The organism is Streptomyces sp. NPDC059443 (assembly GCF_042750105.1).
Lineage (GTDB): Bacteria > Actinomycetota > Actinomycetes > Streptomycetales > Streptomycetaceae > Streptomyces.
The window spans coordinates 1-19421 of sequence record NZ_JBHYVM010000032.1; the positions used below are offsets into that span (position 1 = coordinate 1).

The 19421-nt window shown below is 71.8% G+C and carries 22 protein-coding genes; 12 read left to right on the forward strand and 10 right to left on the reverse strand.

Translation table 11 applies throughout. The features are described 5' to 3' along the window. Positions 1-176 precede the first annotated feature (176 nt). The 3 genes from ACFXDJ_RS26925 (at position 177) to ACFXDJ_RS26935 (ending at position 4147) form a co-directional block, all read left to right on the forward strand. Positions 177-965, forward strand: coding sequence for an SDR family oxidoreductase (locus ACFXDJ_RS26925; RefSeq protein WP_384661012.1), 789 nt, complete (start codon positions 177-179; stop codon positions 963-965). Positions 966-1005: 40 nt separating this feature from the next. Beyond that, positions 1006-3597, forward strand: a complete 2592-nt coding sequence (locus tag ACFXDJ_RS26930) for a bifunctional FO biosynthesis protein CofGH (protein ID WP_384661010.1) — start codon at positions 1006-1008, stop codon at positions 3595-3597. 151 nt (positions 3598-3748) lie between these two features. Beyond that, positions 3749-4147 carry a ribonuclease domain-containing protein gene (locus tag ACFXDJ_RS26935; protein WP_384850534.1) on the forward strand — a complete coding sequence of 133 codons (399 nt, stop codon included), beginning with the start codon at positions 3749-3751 and terminating at the stop codon, positions 4145-4147. Between the two features lie 109 nt (positions 4148-4256). On the opposite strand, the gene ACFXDJ_RS26940 is transcribed toward ACFXDJ_RS26935, so the two are convergent. Then, positions 4257-5342: a tyrosine-protein phosphatase gene (locus ACFXDJ_RS26940; RefSeq protein WP_384661004.1), complete on the reverse strand. Its 1086-nt coding sequence runs from the start codon at positions 5340-5342 to the stop codon at positions 4257-4259. Positions 5343-5728: 386 nt separating this feature from the next. On the opposite strand from ACFXDJ_RS26940, the gene ACFXDJ_RS26945 reads away from it, so the two are divergent. The 4 genes from ACFXDJ_RS26945 (at position 5729) to ACFXDJ_RS26960 (ending at position 8978) form a co-directional block, all read left to right on the forward strand. Further along, positions 5729-6889, forward strand: coding sequence for an ADP-ribosylglycohydrolase family protein (locus tag ACFXDJ_RS26945; RefSeq protein ID WP_384850653.1), 1161 nt, complete (start codon positions 5729-5731; stop codon positions 6887-6889). 169 nt (positions 6890-7058) lie between these two features. Further along, positions 7059-7919, forward strand: coding sequence for a TIGR03619 family F420-dependent LLM class oxidoreductase (locus tag ACFXDJ_RS26950; RefSeq protein WP_384662004.1), 861 nt, complete (start codon positions 7059-7061; stop codon positions 7917-7919). A gap of 259 nt (positions 7920-8178) precedes the next feature. Continuing rightward, on the forward strand, positions 8179-8427 hold the full coding sequence (locus ACFXDJ_RS26955; RefSeq protein ID WP_384662001.1) for a hypothetical protein: 249 nt from the start codon (positions 8179-8181) through the stop codon (positions 8425-8427). Beyond that, the gene (locus tag ACFXDJ_RS26960) at positions 8424-8978 is read left to right on the forward strand and encodes a hypothetical protein (RefSeq protein ID WP_384850537.1); all 555 of its coding nucleotides are present in this window, start codon (positions 8424-8426) and stop codon (positions 8976-8978) included. The genes ACFXDJ_RS26955 and ACFXDJ_RS26960 overlap by 4 nt, the downstream gene beginning before the upstream one ends. Here the strand turns inward: ACFXDJ_RS26960 and ACFXDJ_RS26965 are convergent. Continuing rightward, the gene (locus ACFXDJ_RS26965) at positions 8968-9390 is read right to left on the reverse strand and encodes an ATP-binding protein (RefSeq protein ID WP_384850541.1); all 423 of its coding nucleotides are present in this window, start codon (positions 9388-9390) and stop codon (positions 8968-8970) included. The two genes, ACFXDJ_RS26960 and ACFXDJ_RS26965, sit on opposite strands and share 11 nt — an antisense overlap. A gap of 127 nt (positions 9391-9517) precedes the next feature. Here ACFXDJ_RS26965 and ACFXDJ_RS26970 point away from each other — a divergent pair, with 127 nt between their 5' ends. From ACFXDJ_RS26970 to ACFXDJ_RS26980, 3 genes are all read left to right on the forward strand, one after another. Further along, positions 9518-10354, forward strand: coding sequence for a Scr1 family TA system antitoxin-like transcriptional regulator (locus tag ACFXDJ_RS26970; RefSeq protein ID WP_384661992.1), 837 nt, complete (start codon positions 9518-9520; stop codon positions 10352-10354). Next, positions 10351-10596: a DUF397 domain-containing protein gene (locus ACFXDJ_RS26975; RefSeq protein ID WP_384661989.1), complete on the forward strand. Its 246-nt coding sequence runs from the start codon at positions 10351-10353 to the stop codon at positions 10594-10596. The genes ACFXDJ_RS26970 and ACFXDJ_RS26975 overlap by 4 nt, the downstream gene beginning before the upstream one ends. Before the next feature lie 792 nt (positions 10597-11388). Continuing rightward, on the forward strand, positions 11389-11982 hold the full coding sequence (locus ACFXDJ_RS26980; protein WP_384664166.1) for a DUF5317 family protein: 594 nt from the start codon (positions 11389-11391) through the stop codon (positions 11980-11982). A 919-nt stretch (positions 11983-12901) separates the two neighbouring features. Here the strand turns inward: ACFXDJ_RS26980 and sigJ are convergent. After that, the gene (gene sigJ / locus ACFXDJ_RS26985; RefSeq protein WP_384660314.1) at positions 12902-13780 is read right to left on the reverse strand and encodes an RNA polymerase sigma factor SigJ; all 879 of its coding nucleotides are present in this window, start codon (positions 13778-13780) and stop codon (positions 12902-12904) included. Between the two features lie 92 nt (positions 13781-13872). Between sigJ and ACFXDJ_RS26990 the strand changes: the two genes are divergently transcribed. Continuing rightward, positions 13873-14661: an SDR family oxidoreductase gene (locus tag ACFXDJ_RS26990; protein ID WP_384850544.1), complete on the forward strand. Its 789-nt coding sequence runs from the start codon at positions 13873-13875 to the stop codon at positions 14659-14661. A gap of 14 nt (positions 14662-14675) precedes the next feature. On the opposite strand, the gene ACFXDJ_RS26995 is transcribed toward ACFXDJ_RS26990, so the two are convergent. Then, on the reverse strand, positions 14676-15314 hold the full coding sequence (locus tag ACFXDJ_RS26995; protein ID WP_384660319.1) for a LysE family translocator: 639 nt from the start codon (positions 15312-15314) through the stop codon (positions 14676-14678). 99 nt (positions 15315-15413) lie between these two features. Next, positions 15414-15767 (reverse strand): peptidase inhibitor family I36 protein, encoded by a 354-nt coding sequence (locus tag ACFXDJ_RS27000; protein ID WP_384660322.1) that lies wholly within the window; start codon positions 15765-15767, stop codon positions 15414-15416. A gap of 190 nt (positions 15768-15957) precedes the next feature. Between ACFXDJ_RS27000 and ACFXDJ_RS27005 the strand changes: the two genes are divergently transcribed. Continuing rightward, positions 15958-16215, forward strand: coding sequence for a hypothetical protein (locus tag ACFXDJ_RS27005; protein WP_384850547.1), 258 nt, complete (start codon positions 15958-15960; stop codon positions 16213-16215). On the opposite strand, the gene ACFXDJ_RS27010 is transcribed toward ACFXDJ_RS27005, so the two are convergent. The 5 genes from ACFXDJ_RS27010 to ACFXDJ_RS27030 all read right to left on the reverse strand — a co-directional run bounded on the left by ACFXDJ_RS27010 (position 16182) and on the right by ACFXDJ_RS27030 (position 19244). Further along, a complete protein-coding gene (locus tag ACFXDJ_RS27010; protein ID WP_384850550.1) occupies positions 16182-16742 on the reverse strand; it encodes a hypothetical protein in 561 nt (186 codons plus the stop codon). The genes ACFXDJ_RS27005 and ACFXDJ_RS27010 overlap by 34 nt on opposite strands. A gap of 278 nt (positions 16743-17020) precedes the next feature. Further along, complete coding sequence (locus ACFXDJ_RS27015; RefSeq protein ID WP_384660328.1) at positions 17021-17809, reverse strand: DUF4239 domain-containing protein; 789 nt, start codon at positions 17807-17809, stop codon at positions 17021-17023. A gap of 76 nt (positions 17810-17885) precedes the next feature. Further along, a complete protein-coding gene (locus tag ACFXDJ_RS27020) occupies positions 17886-18185 on the reverse strand; it encodes a hypothetical protein (RefSeq protein WP_384660331.1) in 300 nt (99 codons plus the stop codon). A 24-nt stretch (positions 18186-18209) separates the two neighbouring features. After that, positions 18210-18770: a PIN domain-containing protein gene (locus ACFXDJ_RS27025; RefSeq protein ID WP_384660333.1), complete on the reverse strand. Its 561-nt coding sequence runs from the start codon at positions 18768-18770 to the stop codon at positions 18210-18212. A 24-nt stretch (positions 18771-18794) separates the two neighbouring features. Beyond that, a complete protein-coding gene (locus tag ACFXDJ_RS27030) occupies positions 18795-19244 on the reverse strand; it encodes a helix-turn-helix domain-containing protein (RefSeq protein ID WP_384660336.1) in 450 nt (149 codons plus the stop codon). Positions 19245-19421 lie beyond the last annotated feature (177 nt).

A 19421-nucleotide genomic window follows, 5' to 3' on the forward strand; every position in this document is an offset into this window, starting at 1 on the left:
GCCCCAGACCCCGCGCCACAAACGCCGGCGAGGCTGGATGTATCCAGCCCCTCCGGCGTTTGAGGAGCAGGGGTCCGGGGGCCGGCCCCCGGCAGCGGCGCCGCACCCCTTCCCTCCCCGCTCCCCGCGCCGTAGCCTGACGCACCGTCAGATCAGAGTCATCGGGAGGCCAGCCCATGTCGCCGCTGCTGCAAGGCAAGACCGTCATCGTCTCGGGAGTAGGCGCCGGCCTCGGCCACCAGGTGGCCGCCACCGTCGTCCGCGACGGCGGCAACGCCGTGCTCGGGGCCCGGACCGAGGCGAATCTCGCCAAGTCCGCCGCCGAGATCGACCCCGACGGCACGCACACCGCGTACCTGCCGACCGACATCTCCGACGAGCGCCAGTGCGAAGCGCTCGCCGCCCTCGCGCAAGAGCGCTTCGGCGGGGTCGACGCCGTCGTCCACGTCGCCGCCTGGGACTCGTACTTCGGCGGACTCGAAGACGCCGACTTCGGCACCTGGCAGCAGATCCTCGACGTGAACCTCCTCGGTACCCTGCGCATGACCCGCGCCTGCCTGCCCGCCCTCAAGCGGGCCGGCGGCTCCGTCGTCATCATCGGCACGCAGTCCGCCATCGCCTCGCCCAACGAGGTGCAGCAGGCCGCCTACGCCGCCTCCAAGGGCGCCCTGACCTCCGCCATGTACTCCATGGCCCGCGAGCTCGGCCCCCACCGCATCCGCGTCAACACCGTGCTCCCCGGCTGGATGTGGGGTCCTCCGGTGCAGGCCTTCGTCACCTTCACCGCGCACACCGAGGGCGTTGCCGAAGCCGAGGTCCACGCGCGGCTCACCGACCGCATGGCACTGCCGGACCTGGCCACCGACGGGGACGTCGCCGACGCCGCCGTCTTCCTCGCTTCCGACCGGGCGCGGGCGATAACCGGCCAGTCGCTGCTGGTCAACGCCGGTGAGCTGATGCGATGAGCCCCTCCGTGCCCGCGCGGGCGGATCGTATGCTCGGCCCATGACCACTCCGAGTGACGCTCCGACCGAGAATTCGATGCGCCGCGCGCTCCGCCGCGCCCGCGACGGCGTCGCGCTCGACGCGACCGAGGCGACCGTACTCCTCCAGGCGCGCGGCGAGGACCTGAAGGACCTCGCCGCCTCCGCCGCGCGGGTGCGGGACTCCGGACTCGAAGCCGCCGGCCGGCCCGGCGTCATCACGTACTCGCGCAAGGTGTTCATCCCCCTCACCCGGCTCTGCCGGGACAAGTGCCACTACTGCACCTTCGTCACCGTCCCGGGCAAGCTCCGCCGCGACGGCCACGGGATGTACCTCTCCCCCGACGAGGTGCTCGACATCGCCCGCAAGGGCGCGGCCATGGGCTGCAAGGAGGCCCTGTTCACCCTCGGGGACCGGCCCGAGGACCGCTGGCCCGAGGCCCGCGAGTGGCTCGACGCGCACGGCTACGACGACACCCTCGCCTACGTGCGCGCCATGGCCATCCGCGTCCTGGAGGAGACGGGCCTCCTCCCGCACCTCAACCCCGGCGTGCTGTCCTGGTCGGACCTCCAGCGCCTCAAGCCCGTCGCCCCGTCGATGGGGATGATGCTGGAGACCACCGCCACCCGGCTGTGGTCCGAGCCCGGCGGCCCGCACCACGGCTCCCCCGACAAGGAGCCGGCGGTCCGGCTGCGCGTCCTCGAAGACGCGGGGCGCTCCAACGTCCCGTTCACCACCGGGGTGCTGATCGGCATCGGCGAGTCCTACGAGGAGCGCGCGGACGCCTTCTTCGAGCTGCGCCGGATCCAGCGCAGCTACCACGGCATCCAGGAAGTCATCGTCCAGAACTTCCGCGCCAAGCCGGACACGGCCATGCGCGCGATGCCCGACGCCGAGCTGGAGGAGCTGGCGGCGGCCATCGCGGTGGCCCGCCACCTCCTCGGCCCCTCGGCCCGCATCCAGGCGCCGCCGAACCTCGTGGACTCCGAGTACGCGCTGCTCATCGGAGCCGGGATCGACGACTGGGGCGGGGTCTCCCCGCTCACCCCCGACCACGTGAACCCCGAGCGGCCCTGGCCGCACATCGAGGAACTGGCCGCGCGGACCGCCGCCGCCGGGTTCGAGCTGCGCGAACGCCTCACGATCTACCCGGAGTTCCTGCGCCGGGGCGAGCCCTGGCTGGACCCCCGGCTGCTGCCGCACGTGCGCGCGCTGGCCGACGTGGAGACGGGCCTGGCGGACGAAGCGGCGACCGTCGAGGGGCGGCCGTGGCAGGAACCGGACGAGGGGTTCGCCGCGTACGGGCGCACCGACCTGCACACCACCATCGACACGCAGGGCCGTACCGGCGACCGCCGCGAGGACTTCGACGAGGTCTACGGCGACTGGGAGGCCCTGCGCGAGGCCGCGGCGCCCGGGATGGTGCCGCAGCGCATAGACGCGGACGTACGGGAGGCGCTGGCGCAGGCCGCGGACGACCCGACGCGACTCACCGACGACCAGGCGCTGGCCCTGCTGCACGCGGACGGCCCGGCGCTGGACGCGCTCTGCAAGATCGCCGACGACCTGCGGAAATCGGTGGTCGGCGAGGACGTCACCTACATCGTCACGCGGAACATCAACTTCACCAACGTCTGCTACACCGGCTGCCGCTTCTGCGCCTTCGCGCAGCGCCGCACGGACGCGGACGCGTACACCCTCTCGCTCGACCAGGTCGCGGACCGGGCCGCACAGGCCTGGGACGTGGGCGCGGTGGAGGTGTGCATGCAGGGCGGCATCCACCCGGACCTGCCCGGGACGGCCTACTTCGACATCGCGCGGGCGGTCAAGGAGCGGGTGCCCGGCATGCACGTGCACGCCTTCTCCCCGATGGAGGTCGTCAACGGCGCGACGCGCACCGGGATGTCGGTACGGGACTGGCTGACGGCGGCCAAGGAGGCCGGGCTCGACTCCATTCCGGGCACGGCGGCGGAGATCCTGGACGACGAGGTCCGCTGGGTGCTGACCAAGGGCAAGCTGCCGACGGCCGACTGGATCGACGTGGTCTCGACGGCGCACGAGCTGGGCATCCGGTCGTCCTCGACCATGATGTACGGGCACGTGGACCAGCCCCGGCACTGGCTGGGCCACTTCCGCACGCTGGCCGGCATGCAGCGGGCGGCGCTGGAGAAGGGCGTGGAGGGGTTCACGGAGTTCGTGACGCTCCCGTTCATCCACACCAACGCGCCCGTGTACCTGGCGGGCATCTCCCGCCCCGGCCCGACCGTGCGCGACAACCGGGCGGTGACCGCGATGGCGCGGATCCTGCTGCACCCGCTCATCCCCAACATCCAGACCAGCTGGGTGAAGCTGGGCTCGGAGGGCGCGGCCGAGATGCTGCGCTCCGGGGCCAACGACCTGGGCGGGACGCTGATGGAGGAGACCATCTCGCGGATGGCGGGCTCCAGTTACGGCTCGTACAAGTCGGTGCAGGACTTGATCGCGGTCGCCGAGGCGGCCGGGCGGCCCGCGAAGGCCCGTACGACCCTGTACGGGGAGGTGCCGCAGGAGCGCCAGGACGCGGCGCGCGCCTCGGACGGGCACCTTCCGGAACTGCTGCCGCTGGCCGAGTAGTTGTGGAGCGGCCGCGCGCCGTTTCAGGTTGCCTGGGGCTTACGGCTCGGCGACGGCTCCGTACCGGTGAGTACGAATGCGGTGAACACGCGGGAAAATCAAGCGACTTGCCGTTGACGGGCGCCGCTCTACGCGCGTCATCATGGGCCGCATGAGGATTCCCCCACGCATCGCAGCCCTCGGTGGCGCCATCGCCGTCGCCGCCACCCTCCTCGCGGGACCGGCCGCCACCGCCGCCCCCGCCTCCTCCGTCACCGTGAACGCGGTCGGCAGCGTCTGTTACTCGGCGCTGCCCTCGCAGGCGCACGACACCCTGGACCTCATCGACCAGGGCGGCCCGTTCCCGTACTCCCAGGACGGTGTCGTCTTCCAGAACCGGGAGCACCTCCTGCCGAGCCACAGCACCGGCTACTACCACGAGTACACCGTCATCACCCCGGGCTCGCCGACCCGCGGGGCGCGCCGGATCATCACGGGGCAGGCGGTGGACGAGGACTACTACACCGCCGACCACTACGCCACGTTCCGCCTGGTCAACTTCGGCTGCTGAACTCCGGGACTCCGGGACTCCGGGACTCCGGAGCTTCGACCGTTGAACGCGACCGAGCCCGGCCGGGGAACTCCCCGGCCGGGCTCGGTCGTTCACGGATCGGGCGGGCTCAGCCGACCAACAGGTCCTTCTTCAGCTGCTTCAGCTCGCGGGCGTCGATGCCGAGGCCGCTCTTGAGGTAGTTGTCGAAGGTGCCGTACTTGGCCTTGACCTCGTCGTAGCCGGAGTTGAGGTACTCCGGGCGGACGTCGAGCATCGGCTTGTAGACGGCTGCCTGGGCGGCCGGCAGGTGCGAGAGGATCGCGTCGTTGGCGGCCTTGCGGTAGTCGTTGCTGGCCAGGTAGTCGGCCATCACGGTCTCGTTCGGCACGCCGAGGGCGGTCAGCAGGGAGGCGTTGGCCCAGCCCGTGCGGTCCTTGCCCGCGGTGCAGTGGAAGAGGACGGCGCGGTCGCGGTCGCGCTCGATGCCCTCAAAGACCTGCGTGTACGCCTTCTTGCCGCCCTCGCCGCTGACCATTGCCTTCTCCGCGTCGACCATGGCCTTGACGGCCTCGTCCGGCGACTTCGGCATGGCCTGGAAGGAGCCGGAGCCCGCGAAGACGTCGGCGACGACGTACTTGGCGCCCGCCGGGACCTTGTCGGCGTCCTTGGTGCGCTCGCTCTCCATGCGGAGGTCGAAGACCGTCTTGACGCGCAGGCGCTGGAGCTTGGCGAGGTCGTTGTCGGTGAGCTTGTTGAGGGCGTCGGAGCGGTAGATCTCGCCCATCTTGACCCACTGGCCGCTGGTGGTGCGGTAGCCGCCCGCGTCACGGAAGTTGGCGGTGCCCTCCAGCTTGATCAGCCGGTCGGCCAGGCGCAGGCCCTCGCCGCGCTCGGGCTTGAAGTCGAACCACTGGCGGTCGGCGGCGGGCAGCCCCGTGACCACGGCCTGGCCCTGGGCGCCGCCCTTGGCGACGACCTTGCCGTTCGCCTTGATCTCAACGCGCTTGGTGCCCTTGGCGTTCCACTTCAGCGTGTACGAGCCGTCGGCGCCGGCGGTGACGGTGGCCTCGGTGAAGGGGATGGCGGAGTGGCCGTGGTGCTGGCCGACCCAGGGCAGGTCCCACCCGGAGGCGGCGTTGGCGGCGGGGGCCGCGACCAGGGCGACGGTGAGCGTGGAGGCGACGACGGTCGCGGCGAGGAGTGCCTTCTTCATGTCCACGAGACTGTTGGCCCACGGATAACGCGACGTGAACACGGCATGGCCTGAACCGGCCGGTCGCAAGGCGAATGGCAAAACGTGCCACATGAATCACCGGCCAATTCCGGCGTCGAATTCAGGCCGTTGTCCACTCGCATACGGGCCGCGTGACCGACTGCTTCCGGGTCCGACCGACCCTGTCCACTACAGTGCGCGCCAGAGCATGCGCGGGCAGGCCAGGGGGATCGATGGACACGGCGACGGACACGTCCGGGGAACAGCAGAGCCTGGCCGGCGAGGCGGCCGAGCCACTCGCGGCCATGCCCGCGGCGCCCTCGGAGGCAGCCTCGCCGCGAACGACCCCGCCGGCACCACCGGCACCACCGACCCCGCCGGCGCCCCTGCGCGCCGCCGGGGCCGTCACCGCCGGGCTGTGGGGCCGCGCCGAGCAGCAGGACTTCCGCAGCCGCGTCCGGGGCGCCCTCCTGGGCTCCGCCCTGGGCGACGCCCTCGGCGCCCCCGCGGCCGGCCTCTCCCTCGACGAGATCCACGAGGCCTACGGCCCGGCCGGCCTGACCGAGCCCGCGCTCGCGCCCGCCCACGGCCCCGGCCCCGGCCCCGCCCACGGCCGCCGCGGGGGCGTCACCGCGGCCACCCAGCTCGCCCTGTTCACCGTGGACGGGCTGATACGGGCCCACGTGCGCCGGGACACCGGCGCCTGGCACCCGCCGACCGACGTCCACCGCGCGTACCTCCGCTGGGCGGCCACCCAGCACGACTGGGGCCCCGACGAGCGCCGCAAGGACAACGGCTGGCTCGCGCAGGAGGAATGGCTCTACGCCCGCCGCACCCCCGACCGCTCCTGCCTCACCGGCTTCGCCGACGAGGTCCTCGGAACCCTGGAACAGCCCAAGAACCCCACCGCCCGGGACGCGGCCGCCGCGGCCCGCTCGGCGCCCTTCGGGCTCCTGGTCGGCTGGGAACCGGCCCTCGTCCTCCAGCTCTCCGTCGAATGCGCCGCGCAGAGCCACGGGCACCCCACCGCGTACCTCTCGGCCGGGGCCGTCGCCGTCATCGTCCACGGCCTGACCCGCGGCGAATCCCTCGACACCGCCGTCCAGCGCGCCCTCGGCCTCCTCGGCACCCGCCCGGGCCACCAGCCCGTCACGGACGCCCTCCAGCGCGCGCTGGCGGCCGTCACCCTCGGCGCCCCGTCGCCGGACACCGTGGCGGCCCTGTCCGCCGGTGACGGACGTGGCGCCGAGGACGCCCTCGCCATCGCCGTGTACTGCGCCCTCGTCGCCGAGAACCTGGCGCACGGCCTGCGCCTCGCCGTGAACCACGGCGGCGATTCCACCGCCACCGGCGCCCTGTGCGGGGCCCTGCTCGGCGCCCAGCACGGGGAGACCGCCCTCCCGGCGGCCTGGCTCGCGGAACTCGAAGGCCGCGCCACGATCCTGGAACTCGCCGACGACTTCGCCCTGGAGATGACCCAGGGCCCCGCCCTCCACGGCCCGACCCTCTCCTCCCCGGGCTGGCTGGCCCGCTACCCACGGGGCTGACGGGGCGGCCGGAGACGGACCCGGACGTCCCGCGTCGGCCGCCGCCACCGCGACCGGGCCCGCCGTGGCCGACGCGTACCCCTGCCGCCCGCGCACGCGAAGCCGTACGTTGGCCTCCCACGCCACGGAGGTGCAAGGGCCCTCCCACGCCACGGAGGTGCAAACGCACATGCGGATCGCCACGACCGTCTTCCTCACCGATCGCACCATCTCCCCCGTACGCCTCGCCCGCGCCCTCGAAGAGCGCGGCTTCTCCGGCCTCTACCTCCCGGAGCACACCCACATCCCGGTCAGCCGCGCCACGGCCGCGCCCATGGGCGGCGAGCTCCCCGAGATGTACGGGCGCACCCTGGACCCCTTCGTGGCCCTGGGCCAGGCCGCCGCCGTGACCGAGCGACTCCGGCTCGGCACCGGCATCACCCTCGTCGCCCAGCACGACCCCATCGACCTCGCGAAGCAGATCTCCACCCTCGACCACCTGTCCGGCGGCCGCTTCACCCTCGGGATCGGCTACGGGTGGAACGTCGAAGAGGCCGCCGACCACGGAGTCGAGTGGCGCACCCGACGCGAACTGGTCCGCGACCGCATGGCGCTGATGCGGGCCCTGTGGTCCCCTGAACCGACGGCGTACGTGGGCCAGTTCTCCTCGGTCCAGGCCAGCTCCGCGTACCCCAAGCCGGTCCAGGCCCCGCGCGAACTCGCCCCGGGCGCCCCCCTCCACGGCCCCCGCACCCTGATCGGCGGCCAGGCCGGCCCGAAGCTCTTCGCCGCGATCGCCGACCACACCGACGGCTGGCTCCCGATCGGCGGCGGCGGCCTGACGGAATCCCTCCCCGCCCTGCGCCAGGTCTGGGAAGCCGCCGGCCGCGACCCCAAATCCCTCCAGGTGGTCCCGTACGCCGTCCAGCCCACCCCGGGCAAGATGTCCCACTACGCGGACCTGGGCATCGAGGAGGTCGTCCTCCAACTCCCCTCGGAGGGCGAGGCTGAGATCCTCCGCGTCCTGGACGGCTTCGCGCAGTACCTCTGACCCCCACACCTGATCGGACGCATCGACATCGACGAGCACGAAAGGTTTCACCGCCTCGCGGACGAGGCCGAGGACGCGTGGTTGAACAGCCTGGCCGACGAAGCGGCGAGCGAAGGCACCGAAGGGTCCGTATCGCTTGAGGAGATGGCCACCATCCTCCGCGACCAACAGGCCTGACGGACAGCCGCCAAGCACCTTCGGCCTCGGCTGACACAAAACCCGCTGGCACCGGGCCAGCAGACGCCGGGAGACTGGGCGGATGCCAGGACAGCGCAAGCGCAAACGCAGCCAGGAGCGGGCTCGCCGGCGGACGAGGGGCACCCCCGGCCGCTGGGAGCCGCTGTTCTCCACGGGTGACCAGGCGGAGCTGAAGGACCACCTCCGCCGCCTGTCCGCCGACGGCACCGTCACCGGCCCGTCGCAGCTGCGGATCGACCAACTCTGCGGCCGCCTCGTCCACCCGACGACGTACCGCGTCAGCATCTTCGTACCGGAGGCCTCCGCATGACCGACGACGCGTGGGAGCGCCTCCCGGAGGGCATCCGGCGCCAGGTGGACGGGTACGTCCTCCAGGACCGGCTGATGTACGCCGTCCGCCTCGTGTGGGAGACCGGCCGCGCGCAGGGAGTGGGCCTCAACCTGGCGCAGGAGCTGGTCTCCCTGCGCTACGAGCACTTCGGCGACCGGGTGGCCCGCACCCCCGACTCCCCGCTCGACCTGGAGTCCCTCGCCGCCCTCGCCTCCGGCATCCGGGCGCGCGTGGTGGCGGTCGAGGCCGTCTGGGACGGTGACACGGTGCACGACTGGTTCGTGGAGCTGCGAGCCATCACGGAGGACCCGGCCGGCGAACACGGACTGGCCACCGTCTACTGGGGTACGGGCGCCCGCGCCCTCGAAGCCGAAGGCGCGGACCCCGGCCCCCTGGACCCCCACGCCGCCGCGGCCACCCGCGCGGGCACCGCCCTGGCGGACCACCTCGGAGTCCCGTTCCACTTCGCGAGCCCCGAGGTCCCGGACGACGAAGCCCCGCGCTGGCGGGACCGGCCCGCTACGCCCTGAGCTCCGCCCAGACCGTCTTCCCGATCACCCGGTCCCGTACGCCCCAGTCGGCGGCGACGGCGTCGATGATGCGCATGCCGTAGCCGGACTCGGCCCCGTACTCGTGCGGGCGGACGAGCGGCCGCCGCTCGCGGCGGGCGTCGGACACCTCGATGCGGAGGGCGCCGGGGAGGAGCGTGATGCGCAGCTCGAAGTCCCGCCCGGGAACCCGCCCGTGGGCGACGGCATTGGCGGCGAGCTCGGCGACGAGGAGCCCGGCGTCCTCGGAGAGCCCGGTGCGGTCGGGGATCCCCCAGTCGTGCAGCTCTACGAGGGTCAGCTGGCGGGCTAGGCGGGCTCCGCGGCGGGTGGCGGTGAAACGCTGCGTGAACGTGTGTGCGAGGGCCTGGGGGGATCCTGAGGATGCGCTCATGGGAGCAACGTCCTGTGTGGGGCCGGGGGTTCCCAGCACAGCGACCGCTACTTATGAAGTGTACGAGTTCACGTTCTGGACAGTAGTGGTAACCGACCGTGAGGATTGCCGCGGGGAGGTGACCGCCGTGGCGAGTGTGGACGAGAGCGGTGACGGCGAGGTCGAGCCGGACGACGACCTGCGGAACTTCGGGGAGACCATCAAGGCCTTCCGCAAACGGGCCGGCCTGACCCAGGAGCAACTCGGACCCCTGATCCGCTACTCGGTCCAGTACATCGGCTCGGTCGAGCAGGGCCGCCGCCACCCGTCGGCCAAGTTCGTAGACCGGGCGGAGGAGGCCCTCGACGCCTTCGGCGTCATCCGCCTCGCGGCGAACCAGCTGACGCGACGGCGGGGGCTGGCGAAGTGGTTCCGGCGGTGGGCGGAGCTGGAGGAGCGCGCGATCGCGCTGAACACGTACGAGTGCCGCTCGGTCCCGGGACTCCTCCAGACGGAGGCCTACGCGCGGGCCCAGATCCGTGACGTACCGCCGCTGCCGACACCGGAGGACGCGGAGGCGCGCGTCGTCCTGCGGCTGGGGCGACAGGCGTTGCTGCGCAGGACGCCGTTCATCGCGTTCAGCTTCATCATCGAACAGGCGGTGATCGAACGGCAGACGGGCGGGGTGGGGGTTACGCGGGAGCTGATCGACCATCTGCTGGAGTGTGGGAGTCTGCCGAGCGTGGACCTTCAGATCATGCCGATGGTCAGTGCTGTGCACGCGGGAACCGATGGCCCCTTCCGCCTCCTCGAAACCGAGGAGAACGAGTGGCTGGGCTATACCGAGGGGCAGCAGTCCGGCCAGGTCATCTCCGACCCGAAAGACGTCAGCCTGCTCCACCAGCGGTATGCCAAACTTCGCATCCAGGCCCTCAATCCTGCGGACAGCGCGGGCCTGTTGATGCGATTGCGAGGTTCCCTGTGAACGGCTCCCGACTCCGGTGGTTCAAGAGCAGCTACAGCGGCAGCCAGGGCGACGACTGCGTCGAAGTCGCCCTGTCCTGGCACAAGTCCACCCACAGCAGTGGTGACGGCGACAACTGCGTAGAGGTCGCCACCTGCACCGACTCCGTCCACATCCGGGACTCGAAGGTGGACGCCGGCCCGGAGCTGGCGGTGACGCCCGGCTCCTGGGCTGCGTTCGTCAGCGGGGTCACCGGGGCCTGAGCCGCCGACCCGGTGGCGTTGACGGGCCCTGGGGGCGTCCCTCCAGTCCAGTGTCCTTCCGTGCCGGGCCGGTCCGTCAAGGGCGCTCCCTTCGGTCGCGTCGCTACGCGATGGCCTGCGGCCACCCTTGACCGACCGACCCGTCCCGGAATGCCACAAGACTTCCGGGATCCCCCCGGGGGATGGCCGGGGGGATGAGTGGGGAGGGACGGCCGTGGTCAGAGACGTGCGCGCCCTGTTCCGCCGGTCAGCCGACGCCCGGACGATCGGGAGCGCCCGGCTGGTCGGGGCCGGGGGCGCGGGGAGTCCGGACACCCACCCGACACCGATCGAGGACCCTTCCGGGCGCATCCGCCCGCCAACCCGCACGGGAGGACGATCACCAGCCCCGCAGGGTCGGTGGGCGCGTCAGATCGCTACACAGTCCCACTCGGCTTAGCGACTGACCACGGTCTGGGGCTGGGCATAGGCCGCCCAGGGAGTGGGAGGGGCTGACGTCGTTGGGCGACGATCGGACCGTCCGTCGTGGCAGGTAGCGTTCCGCGCCGAGGGACGGGACAAAGAGGCCCCCAAGGTGTGCCGACGAGTCGGACAACGGGGCGTCCAGGACTTTCCAAGGTTGCCTCAAGTACTTGCCTGGCACGGGTGGTTGACCCACGCTGGGGGAGAGAGGCCGGATCCGGGTACGTGGGGGGCGTGCCAGGCTGATGGCCGATGTGGAGGGTTTGGGTTGGCTTCGTCGACAGCGGTGTCCGGCATATCTGGGGCGGGGCTGTTTGGGCCCGATGCCCGGTGAACGGGCAGGCGGTGTTGCTGTTCGGGTCTCCTGTGATCGCCGGTGTGGTGGCGGGATATGTGAGTGGCGGCCGTCTGACGGGCCTGGTGAACATCCGGCTTCGGGCGCTGTGGCTGGTGTGGCTGGCCGGGGCGGCTCAAGTGGCCGAATACGCGGCGCAACGTCTGGACGGCTTGTCGGGCCAGGTGGTTCGCGGTGTGCTGCTGGCGGCGACCTTCGGGCTCGTATTGGGCTGGCTGGGCCTGAATTCACGGGGCCGGAGTCGCGCGCTGAAGGCGGCCGTGTCAACGGTCGTGGGCGGCGCGCTGCTCAACGGCGCGGCGATCGCGCTCAACGGCCGGATGCCCTACTCGCCTTCTGCCGCTGCCGCTGCCGGCATCCCTGAGGGATTGGACACCGCCAAGAACGTCGCCTCCGCGAGCAGCAAGCTGCCTTTCCTCGCCGATGCCATCCCGGTGCCGGCGCTCCACGCGGTGATCAGCGTCGGCGACATTCTCATCACCTTGGGAGCCGCCGCCCTCATCGCAGCGGCGATGCACGAACCGGCACCACAATCCACCCAACTCGCACATCCCGAGGAGGTGACATGACCCAAACCACCCACGCACAACGCCTTCTGACGACGTTGTTCACCCTGGCGACCTTCGGCCTGCTGCTCTACACCATCGGCGCCCCCGGGTACACCGGCGGCTGACCGTCACCACCCCGCAGAGGAGTACCACCGTGACTGGAACGTTGAGCGTGCAGCGACTCATGGCAGTGCTGTTCACTCTCGCAACCCTCGGCCTGCTGCTCTACACCATCGGAGCCCCCGAGATGACCGGCGGCTGACCACACCCCAAGAGGAGTACCACCGTGACCCAAGCCTTCAGTGCGCAGCGACTCATGGCAGCCCTGTTCACCCTCGCAACCCTCGCTCTGCTGCTCTACACCATAGGAGCCCCTCTCCACAGGGTCCGGGGAGAGTAAGACAACTGGCCGTCCCGAAACGGCCCTGGGCGGCCTATGACCAGCCCCGGACGAGCCGCAGTCGCTAAGCCGAGTGGCAGTGTGTAGCGATCTGACGCGCCTCGAAGCGTGGGAGGGGCTGGTCATCGTCCTTTGGTGCGGGTTGGCGGGCGACGGCCTCGGGAAGGGTCCTCGATCGGTGCCGGTGGATGTCCCGGACTCCCCGCGCCCCCAATCGGGGGCAGCGGGCCTCTCCCGACCGTCCGGGCGTCGGCTGACCGGCGGGACCGCCCCCGCACATCCCTGGCCACGGCCGTCCCTCCCCACTCATCCCCCCGGCCATCCCCCGGGGGGATCCCGGAAGTCTTGTGGCATTCCGGGACGGGTCGGTCGGTCAAGGGTGGCCGCAGGCCATCGCGTAGCGACGCGACCGAAGGGAGCGCCCTTGACGGACCGGCCCGGCACGGAAGGACACTGGACTGGAGGGACGCCCCCAGGGCCCGTCAACGCCACCGACCCACCCGCAGCACCAGCCCCACCCCGAAGCCAAACCACCTCCCCCTACGCCCCGTTCAGCGCAAACCCCGCCAGGCGCTCCGGCTCCGTGATGACGTCGATCGCGACGATGCTGCCCGCGACGACGGTGAACGCCATCACAGACATCAGGCGGTCCTTCGCGACGACCACCACGCCCGCCGCTCCGTTGATGAGCGCGGGGCGGACGAACGGGGCGAAGGTGCGGTAGGTGGCGGCCTGCGCCGCGACGACCTTGGCGCCGTTGAGGACGACCGTCTGGCGGGCGCGGCCCAAGCCGCCGTCCGCGCGCAGGACCACGTCCGGGTGGAGGACGGCGACCAGTGCGTCGAGGTCTCCCTCGCGGCTGGCCGCGAAGAACGCGTTGACGACCTCGCGCTGGCGGCTGAGGTCGGGATCCGGCGCCGGGGCCTGGCCCTGGACCCTGCGGCGGGCGCGGCTGGCGAGCTGGCGGGTCGCCACGGGGGTCTTGTCGATCAGTGGGGCGATCTCGTCGAAGGGCACGGCGAACATGTCGTGCAGGACGAACGCGAGGCGCTCCGCCGGGGCGAGGGATTCGAGTACGACGAGGAGCGCCAGGCCGACCGAGTCCGCCAGCAGGACCTCGTCCTCGGGGTCGATCGCGTCCTCTCGCCCGATGACCGGGTCGGGCATCCGGATGTCGAGGGGGTCCTCGCGCCGCGTCTCGCGGGAGCGGAGCCCGTTCAGGCACAGGCGGGCCACGACGGTCGTCAGCCAGCCGCCGAGGTTCTCCACGTCGCTGACGTCGGTACGACTCAGGCGCAGCCAGCCCTCCTGGACCGCGTCCTCGGCCTCGCCGAGCGAGCCGAGCATGCGGTAGGCCACCGCCCGCAGGTGCGGCCGGTGCTCCTCGAACCGGGCAGCCAGAAGATCTTGGTCGTCCACTGTCACGTTCCTTCCTCCCCAGGGGTCAAGGAAGTAGATCACCGATCGAACGCACGCACACGAACGCATGCGAACCGATGAAGGAGTCAGTCATGAGCGCACCGATCCTCGTCACCGGCGGCACCGGCACCCTCGGCAGCCAGGTCGTTCCCCTCCTGCGCGGGGCCGGCCAGGAGGTGCGGGTGCTCACCCGCCACGCCCGTGAGCCCGAGCCGGGCATCGAGTACGTGGCCTGCGACCTGCTGGGAGGCCAGGGGATCGAGGCCGCCCTGGAGGGCGTGGAGGTCGTCCTGCACCTCGCGGGCGGGGCCAAGGGCGACGACGTCGCCACCCGGAACCTCGCCACGGCCGCCGCGAAGGCGGGCGTCCGCCACCTCGTCTACATCTCGGTCGTCGCGGCGGACAAGCTGCCCATCGGGTACTTCAAGGCCAAGCTCGGCGCCGAGCTGGCGGTGGCCGAGTCGGGGGTGCCGTGGACGACGCTGCGCGCCGCCCAGTTCCACGAGTTCGTGCTGACCGCCGTGTCGACGATGGCCAAGCTGCCCGTCGTCCCCGTCCCGGGCGGTCTGCGGTTCCAGCCCGTCGACTCCCGCGACGTGGCCGAGCGCCTCGTCGAGCTGGCCCTCGGCGCACCGCAGGGCCGCGTACCCGACCTCGTCGGCCCCAAGGTCTACGCGCTGGGCGACCTGAGCCGCGAGCACCTCAGGGCCACGGGCAAGCGCCGCCCCAAGCTCCCCGTGCGCATCCCGGGCAAGGCCGGCCGCGCCTATCGCGCCGCCGAGAACCTCACCCTCGAAGGGGCCCTCGTCGCCGGGCGGAGCTGGGAGGACTTCCTCGCGGAGCAAACCGCCGAAGCCGCCGGGGCCACGAAGGCCGCCTAGGCTTTGGCGCCCTCTCAGTCCTTGCGTCCCGTCGCCGCCACCGTGAGGCCGAGGCCGATCATCGCGAGTCCGCCCGTGCCGCCGACCATGGCCAGTCGTCGCGGCGAGCGCGCGAACCAGCCTCGGGCGGTCGCGGCGACCAGGCCCCAGGTGCTGTCGCAGACCACCGCGATGGCGTTGAAGACCAGTCCCAGGACGAGCATCTGCGCCGTGACGTGCCCCTGGTCGCGGTCCACGAACTGCGGGAGGACCGCGGCGAAGAACACGATGGTCTTGGGGTTGGCCACCCCGACGGCGAATCCCTCCCACAGCGACCGCAGCGTCCCGTACGAGGCCCCCTCGCCGCCGAACTCCGCCCGCAGGGAGTGGCGGCCGCGGAACGCCTTGACGCCCAGGTAGACGAGGTACGCGGCGCCCGCGAGCTTCAGCGCGGTGAAGACGAGGACGGAGCGCTCCACCACCGCGCCCACCCCGAACGCCACGGCGACGACGAGCACGTAGGCCCCGGCGGTGTTCCCCGCCACCGTGGTCAGGACGGCCCGGCGCCCCTGGGACAGGGCCCGTCCGATGACGAAGAGCACGCTGGGCCCGGGGATCACGATGAGCAGCAGCGACATGGCGGCGAAGGCGAGCAGTCGGTCAGTGGACACCATCCCCCCATGTTTCCCGAGCCCCGACAGGAGCGGAACCCATTTTCGGCCGGGCCCCGCCGTGGTCCCCGGCCCGGACGGGGGACCACGGCGGGTGGCGGATCAGCTCGGGCCGTGGAAGTACACCGAGCGCACCTTGAGCTTGTCCGTGGCCTGCTTGCCGTGCGGGCGCAGCCGCCAGTCGGGGCCCTGGCAGTCGGCGCCCTCGTAGACCGTCACCCACTCGTCGGTCTCGTTGTGGGGCGAGTGCCCGGCCTTGACCCATTCGCTGCCGACGTAGGGCAGGTTGACGCACTCGTCGCTGGCCGGGTGGTGGAGGGTGACCGTCAGCGACTCGCCCTTGTCGTCGGTGAAGGCGTAGCTGAAGTCGCCGGTCGCGGCGAAGGCGGAGCCGGGGGCGGCCAGGGCGAGGACCAGTCCGGCCAGGCCTGCGGTGACGGCACTGCGAAGCTTCATGAAGGGTCTCCTCAAGATCGACAAGGGGTCACGGCGGACCGTATGCCGACCGGGGTGCAGCGAATCGGTTCTCCCCGCGACGACTTGCCCGGGGTTCCACCAGGACGGGTCAAACCGGCCCGGCGGCCCCCGGCGGCCCGGTGGCCCGGCCGCGCTGCGCCGCGCGCCCCGCGCTCCGTACGATCCCCGCATGATCGACTCACAGGCGCACATCCGGATCGCCCGCCCCTCCCTCGACCTCGCCGCCGACCTCGGCCGGACCCCCGACGAGGCCCTGGTGGCCCGGCTCGTCGAGCACGGTGGAACCCGTACGCCCGCGCACAACCCGTACTGGGACGAGTACGGGGTCACCGTCACCGACCCCGACGGCTACCAGCTCGTCCTCTTGCTCCCGCACCTGGGGCTGAGTGCCCGCTACACCCGGGCGGGCCGGCAGCGGCGTACGTAGTAGGCGTAGGTCAGCGCCAGCACCATGGGGCCCCACAATCCGCCCAGGCCGATGCACACCTTCGCCAGCAACTCCCACCGGACGTCGGAGTACCCAAGGGCGTGGAACCCGCCTACGTGGAGCCAGGCGAGCAGGAAACTTCCCGACACGGCGGTCGTGATCAGGCCGCCGATGGTGGCGGGAACGATCGCCGCGAGGGGCGGGACGCGTTTCCCGCCGATGACCGGGAGCCATGCGGGTGCGACCTCGCCCCATCGCCTCACCAAGCCGAGGGAGAGCAGCGCCAACGCCTCCGACAGCACGCTGAGGCCGAAGACGTAGGGGACGGCCCAGTACCACGGCGGCATTGCCGGAGCGTTCGGGTCGATCATCCCCATGTCGAAGTCGAAGGCGAAGGGCAGCCGCCACAGGCACTGGGGCAGCAGAACGAGCGGGACCGCATGGGCGGTGACGACCGCCCATCTCGGGGCGGGCCGCTCGATGTCGTGTGAAATCGCGCTCCGGGGAGGTCTGTTGATTGCCGTCACGAACCCCAGCCTCTTCGAACCCCACCGGCGTGCCTTCACCCCGGAGGACGATCCACCTCCCCCAGGAGGGGGAGCTCCCCCGCCGGGCCGGCCACACGTGCTCCGGCATGCCCTAGGCCGGCTCTTTCGGATCTTGTCGGGGTCCGCGCCGCCCGGCACCGCACCTCGCCGCACTGCCAGGGCACCCGGGTACGTCCAGTACGCGGGAGCCCCGGCAGCGCACCGAGGCACGGCACCGGACGACGCGGACAAAGCCGACAAGATCCGAAAGAGACGGCCTAGCGCCAGAACTGCGCCAGGGCCGCCTCCTTGTACGGGGCCGGGCTCACGCTCAGGTCCCCCGCGAAGGGGCGGTCCAGCGCCATGACCAGCAGCAGGCTGAAGCCGATCAGTCCGGCCACCGCCGATACGAAGAGCAGCTGCATCTTCAGGCTCCGCAGGCCGAAGAGGAAGGTGAGCGGGAGGATCACCAACGCGCCGCCATAGACGAGTACTTGCAGCAGGATCGGCAGCGAGGACTCGGCCATCGTCACCCGCGCCCGGCGCTGCGCCGCGACATCGTTCAGGCGGCCGGCGGCCTCCCCGTAGAAGGTCTCGCTCCGGGGGCCGGCGGGCTCGAAGGCCTGGAGGGCGGTGTACATGGCGTGCGTCTGGTCGGCGGTGGCCTCGTAGCTGGGGCGGCCTTCGCGCATGAGGGGCCACTGGATGTCGACGACCGCGTGTGTGTAGTCGCCCACCGCGCGGTCCAGGCGGTCGCGGTCGGCCGGCGGGAAGGCCTCGGCGCTGCGGACGATCAGGGCCAGGTCGGTGGCCTCGGTGGCGACGACGGTCTGGGTGCTCTCCAGCTGGGTCCACAGGGTGACGACGACGAAGGCCAGGATGATCCCGTAGATCGCGCCGAACATGCCGAGGGCGACCCCGACCATCTCGTTGTGCTCGCCGCCCGCGAGGTGCGGGAATCGGCGGCGGGCGGCCAGGCTGCCGAGGACGGCGAGGGAGACGAAGCCGCCGACGAGGATGACGCCGAGCAGGAACGTGCTGAGGTTGTTGAGCATCCAGAGGATCATGTTCTGATCAACGACGGCTCCGTCGGGAGGACCCTCCCGAAGATCAGCGCGAGCCCTCGCCCGCCCCGCCCCAGCCCTACCCCTTGCCCACCTTCGGGGTCTTCGGCAGCCCGGCGGTGATCGCCGTACCGGCCCCGGAGAGCGAGGCATCGGTCGCCTTCGACGCGGAGCCGGCGGCCGTGGCGGTGACCTCGACCGCCGTCTTCGCGTCCTTCACCGTGCCCGCGGGGTGGTTGACGATCTCGGTGACGCGCTGGGTGATCGGGGGCCCCTGGATGTCGGGCTCGTCGGCGGCGTACGCGACGGCGGGGCTCAGGGCGAGGGCCGCTCCCCCGGTCAGGACCAGGGCGGCAAGGCTGCGCTTGATGACGTTCATGCCCGGCCCAACGACCCTACGCGGCTACGAGTCACCGGTCTCGCCCAGCCGATCCGCGAATCGCGTCAACCCCGCCTTGCCCAGCCTGGCCGCGACGTCGCCCAACGTCAGCGGCGGATTCCGCTTGCCCGCCGCCAGCCTGGCCACCGTGCCGGAGACCTCCTGCGGCCACTGTGCGTGCAGCTCGCAGAGGTAGGTGTCGGGGTCAAGCACCCGGACACCCAGCCGCGCCATGTCGGCAGCCGGGAAATCGGCGAGATTCCACGTGATCAGCGCGTGCGCACCCGCAGCGCAGGCCGCCGCCGCGTGGTAACGGTCGTCCGGGTCTCCGCCGGGCATCCCATGGACCAGGTGCGCGTAGTCGGACTCCGCAACCTCGCAGTCGCCGAAGTAGTCACGTACGGCCCGCGTGACGGCCGCCGCCGACTCCGCGGAGCGGCGTCCCTCACGGACGATGACCCGTTCCCACTCGGCCAACAAGCGTTCGGACCAGACCACCTCGTGAACGGAATCCTCCGTCAACGCCAGCATGAGGTCCATGACGGAGAACGGGAACAGCACGTTCGTGTCGACAAAGACACGCATCGAAACCCCCCTCGCTCAGGCTGCTCAGTACGACAGCCCGGCGTCTTCCGCCGCTTCGGCGACACGTCGACGGCCCTCTCGGCGGCGTGCCCGCCGCTCCTGGAAGGCGAGGACGTCGGCGAGTCGCACGATGCGGTGCCGACTGTCCGGCAGGTGGCTCGACGGGATGTCGCCCGAGTCCAGCAGGCGGGCCACGAACGGCCGGGACAGCCCGAGCAGCTCGGCGGTCTCGGCAGGTGTCAGGTGCGTCTCCGCGGCGAGGACGGTGACCGCGTGTCCGATCGCCAGTTCGCTCGCGGAAGCCGCGAGGATCCGGACCAGTTCCCGTGGCAGCACGCTTTCACTGCCGTCGGCCGCCCGCAGTATGACGTCGACCTCGCCGGGGACCACGCGGCCCGCCTTCGCGAGGGCGTCCTGGATCTCCGGGCTCGACTCCACGGTGGTCGCCTTCGCGAGCACGCTCGTACGCGCCATCTCAGCCTCCTCCGATAACTGTCATAACTGTAACCCAGCCGGCCGTGACGCACGCCAACGCCCGCGGGGGGGGGGGGGGGGGGGGCGGGGGCGGGGGGGGGGGGGGGGCGGCGGGGGGGGGGCGCGGGGGGGGGGGGGGGGGGGCCCCCCGGCGCGGGGGGGGGTGGTGTTAGTGTT